Source organism: Mesorhizobium sp. L48C026A00, assembly GCF_000502375.1.
GTDB classification, from domain to species: domain Bacteria; phylum Pseudomonadota; class Alphaproteobacteria; order Rhizobiales; family Rhizobiaceae; genus Mesorhizobium; species Mesorhizobium muleiense.
The window spans coordinates 1-16,379 of the sequence record NZ_AYWU01000035.1 but is presented as its reverse complement, the minus strand read 5'-3'; the positions used below and the strand labels follow the sequence as shown (position 1 = coordinate 16,379).

Below are 16,379 nucleotides of genomic sequence, written 5' to 3'. Positions count from 1 at the left end.
CCGCCTTTAGCCGTTGCCGGTTCATGGTCTTGTCAGGCGGGCCGCTTGCGCCTCCTGCACGTCGATGGCGTACAGCAGTTCGCCGTTCTCGTCGCGCAGGCGCACGAGCCAACCTGAAGATCGTCCGTGCCCGGCTGAAGGTCGACACCAGAAGATCGATAGCGCATCGAACCGCTTCCTCCCGCGCAGCCTCTAAACTTGGCATCCTGGAGGGAAGAACCTGACGGCCGCGTCCGCCGATACTCGAAGATATGGAGCCCGCCGTTTTCGTCATTCGCCGCTGTGACGGCGACTTCGTCAAAATTGCCATTGCTTCGGGCATCATAGTCGTTCACAGCCAAATCGAAGGTCGCGATCTGGACCAGGACCGCCTTCGCTCGATTGATAGCGGCCTCGTTGTTTCCGCCGACAACGCGTGCCAGGTCGACGGCAACGCAGTCACCGCCTTCGCCGCAGAAGATCACGCGCAGGATGGGCTGTCCGGTCGGGGCGGTTGCCTGGGTAACTTCGGTTCGAATGATCTGCATGAGAAACTCCGTCACCATCGCTAGAGTTTGACGGCCATTTCCCGCCTCCAGAGACGCAGCTTGCGGCAGCCCTCGATAAAACCGGTAATCGCCTTGGGATCATCGAGACCAATCATGCCTTCATCGGCTTCCGGATCGACGCCGGCCTTCTGCAGCAGCGGGACGGCGCCCGACGTGAAGCCGATGAATTTGCAATGAGCAAAAGCGTCGGCAACGAAATCGCGCGCGGCGGCCTCGCCCGTCAGGCGCTCCGCTCCTTCCTCGGAGAGGATCAGCGCTACTGCGTCGAACAGGACCGATGGCCCGCCGTCGATCATGTGCTTTGCAGCGATGAGACTTCCATCCGCCGCCTCGACGCCGCCCACCTTGGGCGCTATGACCTCCATCACTGCGCCTTCCTTCTCGATCGCTGCCTGGAGGTTCTTCAGCAGCGCTGCATCGGCGCCGGGACTGACAAGCACACCGACCTTGCGGCCAGCAAAACTGTGAGGCCCGTTCCGGATGATGCTGAGCGCCGGCGATGGTTCGAGATCGTCCCTCGGCGCGACCGCCGCATCCGCGGGCTTGGGCAATTGCTTCATGCCAAGCTTGTCAGCGACAGTTTCTGCCAAGCCTTCATCAATGTTGAGGAGATGCGACACCATGCGCTCGCGGATAACCGTTGTCTCGACCTTGGAGAGCTCGAAGGACAGCGCCATGGCGATATGCTTCTGCTCAGGCGCGGTCTGACTGTTGAAGAACTGTCGCGCCTGGCTGTAGTGGTCGGCGAAGCTCTCTGCGCGCAGACGGACTTTCTGGCATTCCTCGGCCTCGGCGAACGACCGGAAACCGTGCTGCGGCGATTCCCGCGGGCCTTCGCCGAATGAATTCGGCTGGTAGTTCACGCGGCCGACCGGATTGCGCATCGCCATGAGGCCATCCTGCTGGAAGTGGTGGAACGGGCATTTGGGTGCGTTGATCGGGATATGGGTGAAATTGGGGCTGCCGAGACGCTTCAGTTGCGTGTCCAGGTAGGAGAAGTTTCGACCCTGCAGCAGGGGATCGTTGGAAAAGTCGACGCCGGGCGGTACGTTCTGCGTCATGAACGCGACCTGCTCGGTTTCGGCGAAGAAATTGTCGGGCATACGATCGAGCACCAAGCGGCCGACCGGGACCGGCGCGAGGATTTCTTCCGGAATGATCTTGGTCGGATCCAGAACGTCGAAGTCAAAACTGTCCGCGAAGTCCTGATCGAAGAGCTGGAGGTTGAGCTCCCATTCCGGGAAATCACCAGACTGGATGGCATTCCAAAGGTCGCGTCGATGAAAATCGGGGTCAGCGCCGTTGATCTTGACCGCTTCGTTCCAAACGACCGACTGCATGCCGAGCTTCGGTTTCCAGATGAATTTGACGAAGGTAGATTCGTCCTTCGCATTGACCAGCCGGAACGTGTGAACGCCGAAGCCCTGCATGAACCGGAAGGACCGAGGTATCGCCCGATCCGACATGACCCACATGACCATATGCATCGATTCGGGCGTCAGGCTGATGAAGTCCCAGAAATTGTCGTGTGCCGATTGCGCCTGCGGGAAGGCACGATCAGGCTCCGGCTTCACTGAATGAATGACGTCGGGAAACTTGATTGCGTCCTGAATAAAGAAAACTGGGATGCTGTTGCCGACGAGATCCCAATTGCCTTCGTTGGTGTAGAATTTGACGGCGAACCCACGCACGTCCCGCGCCAGGTCGAACGAGCCCTTCGAACCGGCCACCGTGGAGAACCGCACGAAGGCCGGCGTCTTCTCGCCGGCACGCTGGAAGATATCCGCGCGGGTGTAAGCCGCTAGCGATTCATAGGTCTCGAAGAAGCCGTGCGCGCCATAGCCGCGTGCATGCACGACGCGCTCGGGAATGCGCTCGTGATCGAAATGAAAAATCTTCTCACGGAAGTGGAAGTCTTCGATTAGTGACGGTCCGCGCTGGCCAATCCTTAAAGTATTCTGGTCATCGGCCACTGGGCCGCCTTGGGCGGTCGTCAGGATCTCGCTGTCGCCTTCGGCGATCTGGTGAAGCTCGCCTCCGTTCCCCCGCACGAGCTTTTGATCATGGATCGTCGCGGGCTTGCCCGACGACTGTCTGGTTGTCTTGGCCATGCTTGAATTCCTTGAAAAGGAGGGGGCGGCTTCAGGTCTCCCTCAATGCTGGGACACCCACTTAAGTTCCTGGTGGGTGTCACGTGGCCCGCATTTCGAAGAATAGCACTCGGCTGCCGGAACATCGGGCCCGCGCTCCGCCAGAGGCGCGGGCTTTTTCGTTGTCTGGGGGAACACGATCTCGCGACGATCGTTCGGGTCGCCAACAGAGCGCATACCTCAGATCGAGGACAGGAAATGCGGGAAAGACAAGGGCTTAACCCATCAAGAAAAATACAATAGGCAGGAGCGCACGTCGGATGCTGCAAGGGCATTAACAGACATTGAGCGCGCAGCACGAGATGCAAAGACTGCTCGGCTGCGAGAGCAACGACTTAAGGCTGAAACCGCTCCTCCTGCTGCATTGGTAGCGAAACCGAAGAAAAACCGACAAGGCAACAACTAAGTAGTCACCCGGGATGCGGCGGATTTCGTGTTCCGTTGTGAGCGTCCTTTTTAAGCGTTCTCCGACATTGTCAAAGGTAAGCAGGTGGCCGTCGAGCGCAGGAAGGTGCGGGCATGAAGGTCTGCGCCGTTTCCTAAGCCGCCGAAGCCAGAACCCGCTCCAGGGGCCACGCCTGAGATTTGCAACGGTGGTGAAGCTGGTGACGGCTCGGCATGTCATCGACCTCGTGGCCCGCATGCATGGCTGCACGTATGCCATGCACGGCTGCACGTATGCCGAGGTGAGAGGACCGTCGCGTCAGTATAGTATCGTGGCAACGCGAGACGCGGCCATGTGCGCCGTGATGGTGCTGAAGCCTAGCTTGCCTAGGGGGCAGATAGGGTTGCTGTTCAATCGTGATCCGTCGACGGTGCAACATGCGCTCAGGAAGCGGGGATGCTTTGACCGACCCGCGCGTCCAAGCCCTATGTGATGAGCTCGGCATCAAGATTGTCGACCGGCATCGCTATCCGGAGCCGGGAGAGGCGCGCGCGGTCAAGACGCTGGCTCGCATCATACGTCGGCACGGGGAAGGGCACTTGCGCCTGGTGCTTTCGACCTTGGCCGAGACCGACAACAACAAGGGCCAACTAGACGAGGTTCTATTTTGGGCCGCATCCGACATGGTGCGGGCGTGCCCTGAGATACTCGAGCGCCGCGCCGGCGACTGGCTGACGATGTGGGATGTTTGCCCGCTCGGCGAGCTGCAGTTCATTGCCCAGGATCTGCGCGGCCTCGTGCCACTAATATTTGCATTTGTCGGTATGCTATACGAGCGGGTGGTCAAGGCATTTGGCCCGCGAGCATCCAGCCGGATTTGTTCGATGACCGCAGGAGAAATTCGGCATGAGTAACGTCGTATCGCTTCATGGCGACAAGCGCTGGAAAGCTGTTCTCGTCTACGACCACCAGAACGGCCCCATCACGATCGAGCACTTTTTGGAAGAAATTTCCGAGCTCCATAACGTCATTGAACACGGCCCGGACTGGAACACCCTGATTACGTGCACGGTGACAATCAACCGGACGGACGGCGGCGAGGAGCAGAACAGCCAGGAAAAAGAGGCGCGCCATGAACATCGGTGAAATCGCGGAGCGCTTCATCCGCGCGGCCGAGATCGAGCGCGCCAGCCATGAACATGTCCGGCCGGCCGGCCCAGCAGCTGCCCTATGTTCACACATACACCGATAAGCTGCAAAGAGGTGGGCGACAAGCTCGACCCTAAGGCAGACCCGCTAGCGTAGGAGCGAAGGGCGTTCTGGAACCGGATCGGCACCCTGCCGTCGGGACAAGAGATCAGCGAACTCGAGGCGCTGCAACGAATGGCTGCTCGCCGTTGGCAATGAGAAGGAACGCCGAGCGTCCTCGCCCGGGCCAGATCCAAGGTCGGCGGCAAGTCATTCCGCAGCTGGTGCTTCAAGGTGGAGGGCATCCACCCGAACACCGGACGGGATAGAAAAAACCGGGCTTTGCAGCAAATCGCGATCATTCTCGCCCGCAGGGCCTCAATAGCGAAAGCGCCGAAATCAGGCTGTTGCATCATGAAATCAGGGGTGTTTCGGCTACGATCACGGAAGATGCAGGCGAACGGGACAGCTGAATTCGTGGATCGCCGACGGGGCGTTCGCCAAGATCCTTTCATCGGAACATGACGACTTCTCTTGGGCTGCCAAGCGCAATGAGCGCCGATGCCAGCAAGAGGCGAGGCGGCGCAATGAAGCTGTGTGATTTGCGCCATTGACGAGCACCCGAAATGCCGCCCCAATCGGGATTACGTGGTTTATTGGGGATTCGCATGAACCGATTTCTCTTTGTGATCGCCGACTTTCTGTCCCGTCCGCCCGGCTTCTATGTGCTGCTCGCCGCGATGATAGCCTGCACTGCGATGGTTCCGTTTGGGCTAACAAACGTAATCACCTATGCGCTTTCTGTAGCTGCGATAGTGATTACCGGGGTCGTACTGATCCAGGGTTACCGCGACACCGCTGCCATCCATGCGAAGCTCGACGAGATCATCGTTGCATTGAAGGAAACGAGGAACAATGTCGTCGGGCTGGAGCACGCCGAGCCTGAGGAGATCAAAGCCCATTTGGCGCGGCTTGAATTGGAAGCAGCGGCGGCTGATCAAGAAGCTAAGCACGAGGGAGTCCCTGGCGCCTAATTACGCCAGCGGCTGCCAAGCACTGGCCGCGGGAAGCGCAGAAGCGGAAGGCCGCATGACCCGAGCTGAGATTAAAGCCGAAGTAGAATGGCTGCTGGAGTACGAAAGCCTTAGCGCGTCAGAGTCCGCAAACACACCGCTTCGACTCTGAAGGTATTGAGGGCATCGAGCGGGAGTTCTTTGACCCCGGCGACAGCGGCAACATTTTTGCCCCGGATGCGTCTCGACCATCATAGACGGGCTGTTGGCGCCGCTGATCGGCGCGATGTATGGCCTGCCCGATATTCTGGTCGTCTGATGGCCCGGTTTTTATGACGAGATGCATCAGGAGTTCGCGAGCGAGATGCTCGGCGAGTTCAAGCAGGGCGTTGTCATGCTAACCCGCACGGTCACAGCGCCGCCAGATCCGTCGACGCCATGGATACCGGGCGAGCCAGTGACGACGGTATATCCACTCGATGCGGTGATGCGCCGCGTTTCTCAGAAATACGTCGACGGCACCCTCACTGTGGCGACCGACAACCAGATCACTTTCGCAGTACCCTCGATCGTCTCCGCCATGACGGACACACTCGTCATCGACCGCGTCGAGTTGGTCATGAAGGACCTACGGCCGATCCCGCCGGCCGGCCCGCCGGTCGCGTATATCGCTTTCGTGGCAGGTTAGCCGCGGAGCGATATCCCAGAAAAGAGCGACGCCAGCGACGACCGCATGTGAGACTTGGCAACAGCGATGTCCCCTTCGAAACCGGAAAAATCGATCTCCATATGATCGAACGTGGACAGTGCCCGCTCTTCCATGTCAGCCAATGCCCGATCTGGGTCATCCGATTGCTCAGCAACCATTGATGCAATTGCCATGAGTGCGATGCGAAGCACCACAAGCTCCGTCGAATGATGGGCCAAGACATCCATACCAGTCTCCTTTTAAGGTCCGGAACGAATGCTCAAACGCCTATCCCCCCGTGATCGTTTCGAACAGCTTGTCTCGACCTATGAGCCGATGCTGCGGACCGCGTTTTTCGAGGCGATCGACGACATCCGCTCCAACATCGTTCTGCGCCGTGTGGTGGAGAGCTTGGAGCGCGGCGACGTCAAGGACGCCATTGCAGCCATGAACCTCGACGAGGCCGCGTTTCGGCCGCTGGAAGAAGCCATCCGGCAGGCCTACAACGGCGGCGGTGTCGCCACGGTCGAACAGATGCCGGCGCTGCGCGATCCGAGCGGCCTTCAGGTCGTTCTTCGTTGGGATGCGCGCAATCTTACGGCTGAGACCTGGTTGCGCGAGCACTCGGCGCAACTGGTCACCAACGAGGGCCGCATTGGAGGTAGTAGGCCGCGTCAACAGGGTGACTGGCCGCGGAGGAGGTAGGGTGATCGGGCTCACCACAGTTCAGAGCGACTATGTTGCCCGAGCCCGCGATGAACTGCTTTCCGGCGAGCCCGACCAGTTGCGGGCCTATCTGAATCGGAAGCGACGCGACAAACGTTTCGACCGCACGATCACAACTGCGATCCGAGATGGTAAACCAATCCCTACCAACCTGGTGGCGCGGATCATTGGCCGATATTCCGACAGCCTTTTGAAGCTCCGCGCCGACACGATTGGACTGCACGAGACGTTTGCCGCGCTTGGAGCTTCGAAAGACATCGCATTTCAGCAGGCGATCGCCAAGGGCGCGGTGAGGGCGGAATCCATCACGAAGGGCTGGAAACACACGCCGCAGGATCATCCTCGCGTTCAGAGGGTGGTCGATGCCGATAATTCTCGCTTGGACCGGTTCATAGTCATCGTCTTCGTCCGCCATCGTCCCTCCGTATCGGACAGCGGCGCTCGGAATTCACAACGATGCAACCACTGCCTTGTCTTCGCGTTTAGCCGCCTTCAATCCTGGCGAGCGACAAAGATGCCGGCGTTTATTCCGATTACAATCTACCTGAATGACAGATCGATGCTGATTGCGTCGATCCCCGATGCTGAGACGGCGCTTCAGCAACCATGGCCATTCATGGACAAGCCATCCCGACTTGAAGCAATTCGAATGATCGAGGAATGCCTGGCTGGACACTGCACCCAACAAGCCGCGTTCGATGCCTTCAGGGCGGCCGCAAGTGAACAGGGGCTTCTTAAGCGAAAGCCTCCAAGCATAGGCCTCAGGAAATTCGACGGGGTTGCCGAAGACCTGCTGTGAGGTGATGCTGCCTCGCGACCTTAAACCGCTGACAGGCCTCCTGAGCGGACTTGGTCAGCCGCACGGACCACCCGCCAAATCGAGGAATGGCGGGTGGTCCTTTATCAGCGCAGGAAGGGGACTTAACTTAGCTGCGCAGATATCAGTTCGTCGCTCCGTCCAATCGTCAAGTCCGGTCTTTCCTAGAACGATCCCTAACTAACGATTATTCCAATCGCAAGGAATGTGCTGTGAAGACTGGAGCGAGTAACCAGCGAGCTTGGTGGACACTATTTTCCATGGGCTCCTTCCCGTGAACTTGCAGGGATCAACGACTATGCGCAGCGGCGGTTCCGGGTGGCGCTATGTCCGGCCTATTATGCCAAAACAGGCGAGACCTAGGTCCTGTCGCGCATCAGCCTTGAGGGACTTTTGGGGAACAAATGCAGCTGGCTGGGGTTTGTTAAGTCTGGCGCGAAGACGCGTTCAGCGGAACAGAGCTACACAAAGGAGGCACTTATGAGAATGCATCTTTCCACTGCAGCCGCGGGATTTCTGCTGCTGGCGGGCCTCGGTGCCGCTGCCGCTCAGGACGTAGTCATCGAGCCTGAACAGGAGACGGTCATTAGGGAATACGTCAAAAAGCAGCCGCTCGCATCGGTGAAAATCCCTGGAGTGGAGCTCAATATCGGCTCAACCCTGCCCGAGACTGTCGAACTTCATGAAGTCCCCAACACCAAATACCGCACCGTTGTCGTCGACAACCGGACCGTTGTCGTTGACCCAGGCACACGCAAGATCATCAAGATCATCGAATGACGTAAGCGACTGGGAAGACCGCCCGCCGTGCCGAAAGGGTGCGGCGGGCTTTTCTCTTTTCTGGAGGAACGCGATCTGGGGACAATGGTTCGGGTTGCCAACAAGGCGCCGTATCGCCGGATGAGGACAAGCCCGTGCCTTCGTTGTTGGTCCGATTGCCCCAGCGCTACGACACAGAGAAGACACCTTTAGATAAGACTAAGCCAGCAGGCCATTATTGAGGATGCTCTTATGAACCCGACCGAATTGCAGGCGATTAGCGATACGCTGATGCGGGTAGTGACGCCAGAGATGACACCAAAACAGCTCCTAAAGGCTGCAAAAAAGGAGCATCCGGACGCGTCAAAAAAGGACATCGCTCGCGCTGCGTTCTTCTCGATCATTGCGAACGCTGACCAAGCCATTGGCAAATCGAGGAACTTGCAGGCTTTTGCGTTGGCAGAGCGGACACAACAATCTGATTAAGATTGATGGTCGACATGCGTGGCCCTGTTGGTCAAAATTTAACGCTTGGTACCCGGAGTGCTTTCGTCCGAAAGCGACCAGAAGCCGACATTTACTGTTCTGCCTCCTATAACCCTGCGAGGGCATGGGCAGAAGCCGAGACGGCGAAGACTGTCGAGATCAGCTTGGATTGCCAATGCCGCATATCGAACAGCGCGAACTGTGCAGCCAAGCGAATGGCCCAGAAAGCGGCTCCGAAAAACAGAAGTGGCGGCCAAATTAGCCCCCGGTACCAAAGCCAAAGCAATGTTGCGCCGTAAGACACAAAGGTGAACGTCAGCATGACATTCAGAGTTTGAGTGATTGCTGCGTTTAGGTTGCCCGAACCCTTCAGCCGGGCCGGCCATCCGAAAAGCCGCCAAAATCCTAGATGGAAGGCGGCGAAGGCAAGATCGAGCACAGCAGCGAGCATCAGCATGCGGAAACAATACCGCTAGAAACGTCCGCTCTCCACCCCGACACAGGGACACTCTGGCAATCGCCGGTATGGGTACCAAGCGTTGGATTTTGACCACTAGGTCCCAAACATTCCCCCTAACGGAACCATTCCGTGACCTGCGAGTTGCGGCTCGGGCGGGGTTGGGACATGCAGACATGGCAAAGCGTGACGCAGCGGGCCATAAGACCCTTGCCGATGCCGTTCGCGAATTGATCGGCACCGAAGACAATCGTCGTAACGTACATAAGCTGCTTGGGCTGGAGGTCGAACCAGAACTGCCGCCAACTCTAGCTTCATTGCTTGAGGCGATTGGTAAGGCTGGTCGGGACGAAACCCCCTAGCTGCATGGGTCATCTGGCCGACCTTTAAAATTGCCGTGCTGGGAACCAACGGGGCCACAATTCCGCGCCGAACCAAGGCGTGAACGTCATGCCGTCCACCTCGATAAGCAAAACGGAATACGATCCGGATCGTAGGACCCTCTCGGTGTGGTTCGTGGCCAGCGGCAAATGCTACCAGTTTGAGGATGTGCCGCCGGAGACCTTCGCCGAGTTCCGAGCCGCATTCGCCAAGGGCCGCTTCTTCAACGAGCGCATCCGCAATCGATTCCGGTACCGCCTGGTCGGGACCGCCAACAATTCTGGATGACCCAGCCGTATGCGAAAGCCAACTCACCTATCTATCGAGCTTCAACGGCTCATGGTCGGGGAGATAATGATGCAGCACCTCGCCAAGGTTTCGCTTGTCGAACGTTTGGCCACACACGGGGCAGAACTCGAAATGCTCTGCTTCGTCCTTCGCAGGCGGCCCGTGGCGCTTGCCCTTGATCCGGTTGCGGGGTTGTTGGTTCTATCTCGGCCCACGTTGATTGTCCCGAACTGTGATAGGGACGGCCCGACAGCCGCTGCGGGGTAGGCAACCGACCGTCGGGCCTAACCGGCGGGGGTATGGGCCGTGTCCGCCGGCTGGGACGAATAATATGCCGTTTCATGCATCATTACTAATTTAGTAAAATGGTCACGTTCCGTTCCCCTAGCCGCCAGATCGGACGGACCTAAACTCGAATTCGTGCGTAAACCAGTGAGTGCCGGGCCCGGCCGGCTAGAGTTCATTCCTCCGATGATGCCTACCTTGGTCGCCAAGCCGCCCCAAGGCGACGACTGGATGCATGAAGCCAAATTCGATGGCTACCGCTCCCAAATCATCATCGACGCCGGCGGCGCTCGGATCTTCACCCGCCGCGGCCTAGACTGGACATCGAAGTACCGCGACCTGGTCGAGGCAGCCAAAGGTCTCAACGTACAGAACGCCATCATCGACGGCGAAGTCGTCGTCTTAAATGACGCTGGCCTTTCGGATTTTGCCGCGCTGCGCAAGGCAATCACGAGGCGCCAGCACGACCTCTATTTCGTCGCGTTCGATCTGCTGCATCTTAACGGCCACGACTTGCGCGACATGGCACTTGAGGATCGGCGGGAAATCCTGGCCGGCCTTATAGGGTCTGATAGTCGAATCCGGTTCAGCGAGACGATGCCAGGCGAGGCTAATGCGATCTATCATCTGATCGACGCGGCCGGCCTGGAGGGGATGGTATCGAAGCGCCGAGACAGCAAATATCGCAGCGGCCCGACCACCAATTGGCTGAAGACAAAATCCTTCACCGAAAGCGAGTTTGAACTTCTCGGCGTCGAACGCGAGAGGGGCAAGCCGGCGTTTGCTCTGATGGCTGAGCCAGGCACCCGGAAATATGTCGGCAGTGCGTTCGTGAGCGTCAACCGCGAGATGCGGGAGCGGTTGTGGAAGCGCGTGCAGGAACATGCCGGGCCACCGCCCAAGGATATGCCAAAGCGGCCGGCAACGCACTGGGTCAAGCCGGGGCATCAAGGCCCGCGTGAAGCATCTAAGGTGCGAGGAGGATCTTCGGCACGCATCGCTGCAGGATTTCCGGGAAGAGGATTGAAGGCCGCGCCAGATTGAGCGAGGCCGGACTCGCGAAATTCGCAATAAAGCGTACAATCCCAACGTCGTCCGTACCGAATAGAGGCACCGCGGACGCTTGGGAGATGGCAGTGCTTCCGCCCTAGAGGCAGGAGGGCTGAGATGGCGAAAGCCCAGGCAGGCGCCCAGGTATCGGTTTTTGACTGCGATATCCTGCGCAGCGCCTTCATAAAAACCGTGATCGAAGAGAATATCCCCGAAGACAAATGGCGGTCGGTTGCCGCGCTTTTGATCAGCGACTTTACCGGGAGCGATGACGTCGATCCTGACTTGCTGGAATGGATCGTGCGCAAGTAGCCAGAGCTACCCAGCCGTTAGTCTTTCGTCGCCTGCCACGCTCATTGCTATGCCTTTTTCGGTACTAGAAAGCCAAAGGCAAAGTGAGACGCCTCTACCTGGATTTCGCGAGGTCGCTAGCAGCCGCCCGAATTACATCGGCAGTCACCTCAAAGAATTGGTGTGTTGCATTTTGCCGGTTGACTGAGAGTTTCTGCCAAGCCTTCTTTTCTCCGAGGTATACGCTCCACGGACCGTGAACGACACGATTGCGAAACGTGTTGAGTTCGCGCATCTGCTGGACGAGGCGATCGCGCTCGGCAAGGTCATTCGGTTCGGTGGTGTGTTGGTCGATGATCTGACCATACAGAGTGATTTTGTTATTCAAGTTGTTCGCTTTCCGCAGCTTCGGTTGGTCGGCGCCAAGCGCGGACAGCCAATGATCGATATGGATGCTTCAAGACGCCGCGCCGTTGCCGCACACGATAGCGAGAAGGTTGCAAAGAGTCCGGCCGAAAGAAATGAGGCCCCTGAGCTAATATCAACCCAATGTCAAAGAGTTGGCGTCCCCTATTGCCGACGCCCTCGTTTTCAGGATTATATTCCTCCCCGTTGCGGCGAGCCCTCAACGGAGATCGCCATGCCCAAAAAGGCCCTCGCCGACACCCTGGCCGCCCGCGAGACCATCTATGTCAATTGTGCGCACCCGATGTGTTGCAAATCGACGAAGCTCGACATCCAGGCGCTGATTGACAGGCTCGGCCGTGACCACGGCCCGATGCATGACGACCTGGTCGGGCTCTTTATCTGCTCAAACTGCAAGGCTGCCGGTGGTGATCGACGGCAGGTGTTCTTCTACGAAGGCCAGCAGCGGGCGCGCAATCGCGACTGGAAGCCAACTTTCGAACGAGGGGGCTGAAAGTGGCCGGCGCCACTTGGGGGGCGTTGGGGTAGATTGCCTTGTCGGGCGCCGGCCTAGCGGATTGGCGTCCGCCGCCTTGATACTACCGAGCTTGGAGAGATCCGAGTAATCCCGTGATCGCGGAAGTCATTGTGGAGGAACTCAGTCCAAATGGTCGCGTTATGCTACCTAAGGATTTTTTCCGATGGCTGACGATAGGGACAGAACACCCAGCGGGGCCCCTGACGACTCTGTCGTTCAGCGCTTGGTTAAAGAGGCGAATATAACCGAAGAGCAGGCTCGCGAGCTTATCGCTCTTCTGGGGTCCGACTGGCCGTCACTTATGCGGGAAGCCCGATTTCTAACTCGAAAACGCTAGTCGCCTCGAAAACGCTAGTCGCAGTGAGTTACGGCAATGGACCCGTGGCAAATCGATAACGTGTACGTAGAGAGGTCGCGGTTGCAGGTTGATGCCACGCGGGCCACGATTGCGGAGATGCGATCCGTCATGGAGGAGAGCCGGCGCATTCTCGCTCGATCCCAAAATCTTTTGCGCCGCCTGGTCTTCATTTCCGCAACCTCACACCGGCGCCGCCGCCGTTCTCGGGGATGAACTCGACGCCGGCCCATTCGAGCGCTGCCTGAAGGTCAAGCAGAGTGCGGTCATACGGCGCCCGCTTCCCAGCTTCAAAATTGTCAAGATCGCCGCCCGCCATTCTTCGCGGATGCAATGCGCGGTCAATGCCGATCGACAAGGTGGTTGAGAACTTCATGGAGTTTCTCGAAGCACCGGCAGAGCGTCACTGACGGGCGGCAAACTCTGCCGCTGCTAGCCCGCTGCCTTCAAGGTGGCGGGCTTTTTGTCGCTGAGGAACCATACGCGGCGGCGGCCGTTGAGCCCCCACCCAAAACGGAGATCATCACAATGGCCGACGACCCAAACGAAGACGCAAAGCCGACGGAGACGCAGCGCGAAGCGCAGGAGGCCTTGGAGAAGCAAGTTGCGCAACTGAAACGCGAGATCAACAAGATCAATCGGACGCTCGCGGAGCACGCTGAAGAGGTGGTCGAGGAAGCTACTGGTTGGTATGAGGGCGCGGCCGATAGCGTGTCTCGGACAACGCAAGCACTTCGCAAAAGGGCGTCTACTGCTTCCGGTGTCGTTCAAGAAAATCCTGGCACGCTATCGTCCGCCTTCATGCTGGGCGCGGCTGTAGGCTTGCTGTTGGGCCTTGTTCTTGTGGCCGGCGACCAGCGCCGGGAGCGCTGGTTCTAACACGCCCAACTGAGCCCAGAGACTCCGCTGCCCTCACGGTGGCGGTCTATGGGCGGGATCAAATTCCGAATATTGCAGCTAGATAGTCCCCATGCAGGATCAAAGCCGCGCCCGCCGCAATGGATAGGGCAGAAAGCAAACCGCAAGCGATGCTGCCCCAGTTCGTGATGTCCAACGCCCTTTGGAAGGGTGGAGGATCGATCCACTTCTCAGCGTCCATAGCATATCGTATCGTGCCGAGGACGCGTAATTGAACGAGTGCATCGACCAGTTGATCCAAGCGAAGAAACCCTATGCCAGCGCCAGCAGAAGGCCAGCCACGAAGCACCAGACCGGGGCTTTGAGTGCTTCCAGCGTCGCAGGTTGGCTGGCTGGATTGTTCAGCAACGAAAACATGCCGAACAGCGCACCAGAATGGACTAGCACCAGCGACGCGGTCAACCAACGACCTCACTCGGCGGCAACCTGGAAAGTCGCGCGCTGAGACGTTTTGAGATCGTGGTAAACTAATGCAGCCGCGCTATCGCTGTCCATCATCGGCGTTTGAGAGTGCTCAGTTTCGTCATGTATGAAATCCCGCGTTGATTCCCCGGCGGGATTGTCGCACGGACCTGCCGACAGTCGCAGGAAAAGAATTGGCACCGCAATTGGCACCGGCGAAGGCGCGCTCTCTAGGAACATGGCGGGAACAAATTGGCTGATCCGTGTTGCAATCGTGTTGCATGGACAGAAAGGGACGGGGCGGGACATGCCCGGAATGCAAAGGTTTGCGCGCTACAGGGCAGGAAAACCCATGAGACACGTTTCGGTCGCGATTGTTCTGCATAAGGGGCTGATTTAATTGCGGAAACTGTTGGCTGGGGAACCTGGATTCGAACCAGGACTAACGGAGTCAGAGTCCGTGGGTCTACCGTTAACCTATTCCCCAGCAGGCGCGGCTGTTGAAAACCACGCGGCAGGGCGACGATGGCGCCGCGCGTGCCTTGTAGCCGCCGTCGGAAAATAGTCAAGCCTGCCGAAGGCATTTCAATCGGCACATTTCATAAGGGCGTGGTTCAAAGCCGCCCCTCAATTCTCCCTTCGCCCGAGCTGCGAGTGCTCGAAATACAGCACGACGCCGAGCGCCATCACCAGCGGGATGATCAGGTAGAACAGCCGGAACACCAGCAGTGCTGCCAGCACGCCGACCGGGTCCATATGCGACAGGCCGGCCAGGAAGACGACCTCGAACACGCCGAGCCCGCCCGGCGCATGCGAGATCTGGGCGACCGAGAACGACATCAGGAAGACGCCGAGCACGACGAAGTATCCGGGATTGCCAGCTTCGGGCAGGGCGAAGAAGATGATCGCCGCCGCCGCCAGCAGCTCGATCGGGCCGATCAGCAATTGCCGCGCGACGATCGGCAGCGCCGGATAATGGACCTGGAAGCTTCCGATCTTCAATGGCCTGAGATGCAGCCAGCTGCCGAAGACATAGGCCGCCACCACGAGCAGCATCGCGAGCCCCGCCGCCTGCGAAAGCCGATGATGCGGCGTGCCGGAAAAACGGTCGACGATCTCCGGCGCGAGCACCAGCACGATGCCTGAAACCAACACCGTCGACAGCACGAAGGTAATCCAGCAGATCGCCACCAGAATGCCGACGTCCTGTCCGGTCAGCCCTCTGGTTCCGTAAGCGCGGTAGCGGATCACCGCGCCTGAAAATACCGAGCCGCCGATATTGTGCGACAGCGCGTAGGTGGTGAAGGAGCACAGGGTGACGAACAGCCGCGACACTTTCTTGCCGATATGCAGGAGCGCGATGTGATCGTAGCCGGCCAGCGACGCATAGGCGATGACCGAGCTCAGCGCGGCGAGCACCCAGCCGCGGGCAGGGATGGCGACGATGCCGTCCCAGACGTCGTCGAGCGAGATGCCGCGCAGCTCGTGCAGCAGCAGCCATAGCGAGAAGACGACCGCCGCAACGCCGACGACCGGCCAGAAATAACGCCTCCAGTTCATGGCGTGACGATCATGCGTTGCAGCCCCGTTGCCCGTTCGGTTCGCGTCAGGAAAACTGCCCGCGATTTCGAATGTTTCATACCCGCCATTTCAGAAATGCCTTATCGAAGCCGGCTATTCAACCGGCAAGGCGCTGCTGCGGGAGAAGGAAAGGCTGGCGATCCTTCGCGCCCCCCTCTGTCCGGCAGGACAGAGGGGGGCGCTGTCCCGCCATCATCGGGCCGAGCGGAGCGGCGAGACAATGCCGCCGACAAATTCGACCCCTGCGCTCTTGGTGATCCGGCCCGGCGCTGCTAGTCTGGTGGCAACTTGGAACATATGAAAGCGCCTGCTGCGTCCGGTCTCCGGTTCGCGCGGCGCCGGAAGGAACTGAAGTGGAAGACCACGACACCGGCGCCGGCGCGCCGGAAGTGGGCGTGTCCAGGGCTTCGCCGCCGCCTTCGGGCCAGGCAAGCCCAGCCACCGGCCGGCACAATGGCCGCCCGGTGCAGCCTTGGTCCGGTCACGGACAGGCAGGCGACGCGTCCCAGCATCAGAATGGCCAGAAGGCCAAGACCAGGAAGCGGCGCAAACGCCGGCGCGGCCGCAAGGTTTTTGCGCGCGACGACGCTCGCCTCGCTGCGGCCGGAGTGGCGTCTGCTGCTGTCAGCGCTCCGGCCAGCCGCCCGCCCGCGGCGATCGTCGCGGCC

Annotated in this window: 19 protein-coding genes, 1 tRNA gene and 3 pseudogenes; 15 read left to right on the top strand and 8 right to left on the bottom strand. The window is 59.2% G+C overall.

Annotated features, from left to right (window positions below):
* Positions 1-32: 32 nt before the first annotated feature.
* Positions 33-527: a hypothetical protein gene (locus X738_RS81320; protein ID WP_023803168.1), complete on the bottom strand. Its 495-nt coding sequence runs from the start codon at positions 525-527 to the stop codon at positions 33-35.
* A 20-nt stretch (positions 528-547) separates the two neighbouring features.
* Complete coding sequence (locus tag X738_RS75855) at positions 548-2,659, bottom strand: catalase (protein ID WP_023803167.1); 2,112 nt, start codon at positions 2,657-2,659, stop codon at positions 548-550.
* An 885-nt stretch (positions 2,660-3,544) separates the two neighbouring features.
* Here X738_RS75855 and X738_RS75850 point away from each other — a divergent pair.
* The 4 genes from X738_RS75850 to X738_RS75835 all read left to right on the top strand — a co-directional run bounded on the left by X738_RS75850 (position 3,545) and on the right by X738_RS75835 (position 5,972).
* On the top strand, positions 3,545-3,997 hold the full coding sequence (locus tag X738_RS75850) for a hypothetical protein (protein WP_023803166.1): 453 nt from the start codon (positions 3,545-3,547) through the stop codon (positions 3,995-3,997).
* Entirely contained in the window at positions 3,990-4,229 is a 240-nt protein-coding gene (locus tag X738_RS75845; protein ID WP_023803165.1) for a hypothetical protein, read from the top strand. Before X738_RS75850 ends, X738_RS75845 begins: the two co-directional genes overlap by 8 nt.
* A gap of 710 nt (positions 4,230-4,939) precedes the next feature.
* Entirely contained in the window at positions 4,940-5,305 is a 366-nt protein-coding gene (locus X738_RS75840; protein WP_023803164.1) for a low affinity iron permease family protein, read from the top strand.
* Between the two features lie 319 nt (positions 5,306-5,624).
* Positions 5,625-5,972: a hypothetical protein gene (locus tag X738_RS75835; RefSeq protein ID WP_023803163.1), complete on the top strand. Its 348-nt coding sequence runs from the start codon at positions 5,625-5,627 to the stop codon at positions 5,970-5,972.
* On the opposite strand, the gene X738_RS75830 is transcribed toward X738_RS75835, so the two are convergent.
* Positions 5,969-6,220 carry a hypothetical protein gene (locus X738_RS75830; protein WP_023803162.1) on the bottom strand — a complete coding sequence of 84 codons (252 nt, stop codon included), beginning with the start codon at positions 6,218-6,220 and terminating at the stop codon, positions 5,969-5,971. The two genes, X738_RS75835 and X738_RS75830, sit on opposite strands and share 4 nt — an antisense overlap.
* A gap of 28 nt (positions 6,221-6,248) precedes the next feature.
* Here X738_RS75830 and X738_RS86410 point away from each other — a divergent pair, with 28 nt between their 5' ends.
* The 4 genes from X738_RS86410 (at position 6,249) to X738_RS75815 (ending at position 8,760) form a co-directional block, all read left to right on the top strand.
* On the top strand, positions 6,249-6,677 hold the full coding sequence (locus tag X738_RS86410; RefSeq protein WP_051407970.1) for a hypothetical protein: 429 nt from the start codon (positions 6,249-6,251) through the stop codon (positions 6,675-6,677).
* 1 nt (position 6,678) lies between these two features.
* Positions 6,679-7,497 (top strand): DUF982 domain-containing protein, encoded by an 819-nt coding sequence (locus X738_RS86405; protein WP_198032922.1) that lies wholly within the window; start codon positions 6,679-6,681, stop codon positions 7,495-7,497.
* A gap of 498 nt (positions 7,498-7,995) precedes the next feature.
* The gene (locus X738_RS75820) at positions 7,996-8,295 is read left to right on the top strand and encodes a DUF1236 domain-containing protein (RefSeq protein WP_023803161.1); all 300 of its coding nucleotides are present in this window, start codon (positions 7,996-7,998) and stop codon (positions 8,293-8,295) included.
* 231 nt (positions 8,296-8,526) lie between these two features.
* A complete protein-coding gene (locus tag X738_RS75815; RefSeq protein ID WP_023803160.1) occupies positions 8,527-8,760 on the top strand; it encodes a hypothetical protein in 234 nt (77 codons plus the stop codon).
* A gap of 106 nt (positions 8,761-8,866) precedes the next feature.
* Here X738_RS75815 and X738_RS75810 read toward each other — a convergent pair whose 3' ends face one another.
* A complete protein-coding gene (locus tag X738_RS75810) occupies positions 8,867-9,217 on the bottom strand; it encodes a hypothetical protein (RefSeq protein WP_023803159.1) in 351 nt (116 codons plus the stop codon).
* A 176-nt stretch (positions 9,218-9,393) separates the two neighbouring features.
* On the opposite strand from X738_RS75810, the gene X738_RS85415 reads away from it, so the two are divergent.
* The 5 genes and pseudogenes from X738_RS85415 to X738_RS0144065 all read left to right on the top strand — a co-directional run bounded on the left by X738_RS85415 (position 9,394) and on the right by X738_RS0144065 (position 12,431).
* On the top strand, positions 9,394-9,579 hold the full coding sequence (locus X738_RS85415; RefSeq protein WP_128170739.1) for a hypothetical protein: 186 nt from the start codon (positions 9,394-9,396) through the stop codon (positions 9,577-9,579).
* 88 nt (positions 9,580-9,667) lie between these two features.
* Complete coding sequence (locus X738_RS75805) at positions 9,668-9,886, top strand: KTSC domain-containing protein (protein WP_023803157.1); 219 nt, start codon at positions 9,668-9,670, stop codon at positions 9,884-9,886.
* A gap of 471 nt (positions 9,887-10,357) precedes the next feature.
* Positions 10,358-11,198 (top strand): annotated as a pseudogene (locus X738_RS75795) (ATP-dependent DNA ligase).
* A gap of 140 nt (positions 11,199-11,338) precedes the next feature.
* Positions 11,339-11,533, top strand: coding sequence for a hypothetical protein (locus tag X738_RS75790; protein WP_023803155.1), 195 nt, complete (start codon positions 11,339-11,341; stop codon positions 11,531-11,533).
* A gap of 235 nt (positions 11,534-11,768) precedes the next feature.
* On the top strand, positions 11,769-12,431 hold the full coding sequence (locus X738_RS0144065; RefSeq protein ID WP_031256712.1) for a hypothetical protein: 663 nt from the start codon (positions 11,769-11,771) through the stop codon (positions 12,429-12,431).
* 548 nt (positions 12,432-12,979) lie between these two features.
* Here X738_RS0144065 and X738_RS75785 read toward each other — a convergent pair.
* A pseudogene (locus X738_RS75785) lies at positions 12,980-13,111 on the bottom strand (XRE family transcriptional regulator); the annotation flags it as partial.
* Between the two features lie 227 nt (positions 13,112-13,338).
* Between X738_RS75785 and X738_RS0144055 the strand changes: the two are divergent.
* Positions 13,339-13,689, top strand: a complete 351-nt coding sequence (locus tag X738_RS0144055; RefSeq protein WP_023803151.1) for a hypothetical protein — start codon at positions 13,339-13,341, stop codon at positions 13,687-13,689.
* A gap of 291 nt (positions 13,690-13,980) precedes the next feature.
* Here X738_RS0144055 and X738_RS85410 read toward each other — a convergent pair whose 3' ends face one another.
* The 3 genes from X738_RS85410 to X738_RS75770 form a co-directional block, all read right to left on the bottom strand.
* Positions 13,981-14,130, bottom strand: a complete 150-nt coding sequence (locus tag X738_RS85410; RefSeq protein ID WP_023803149.1) for a hypothetical protein — start codon at positions 14,128-14,130, stop codon at positions 13,981-13,983.
* 413 nt (positions 14,131-14,543) lie between these two features.
* Positions 14,544-14,617, bottom strand: a tRNA-Gln gene (locus X738_RS75775).
* Positions 14,618-14,757: 140 nt separating this feature from the next.
* Positions 14,758-15,690, bottom strand: coding sequence for a lysylphosphatidylglycerol synthase domain-containing protein (locus X738_RS75770; protein ID WP_023803148.1), 933 nt, complete (start codon positions 15,688-15,690; stop codon positions 14,758-14,760).
* Positions 15,691-16,064: 374 nt separating this feature from the next.
* Between X738_RS75770 and X738_RS0144040 the strand changes: the two are divergent.
* Positions 16,065-16,379, top strand: a pseudogene (locus X738_RS0144040) (Ppx/GppA family phosphatase); the annotation flags it as partial.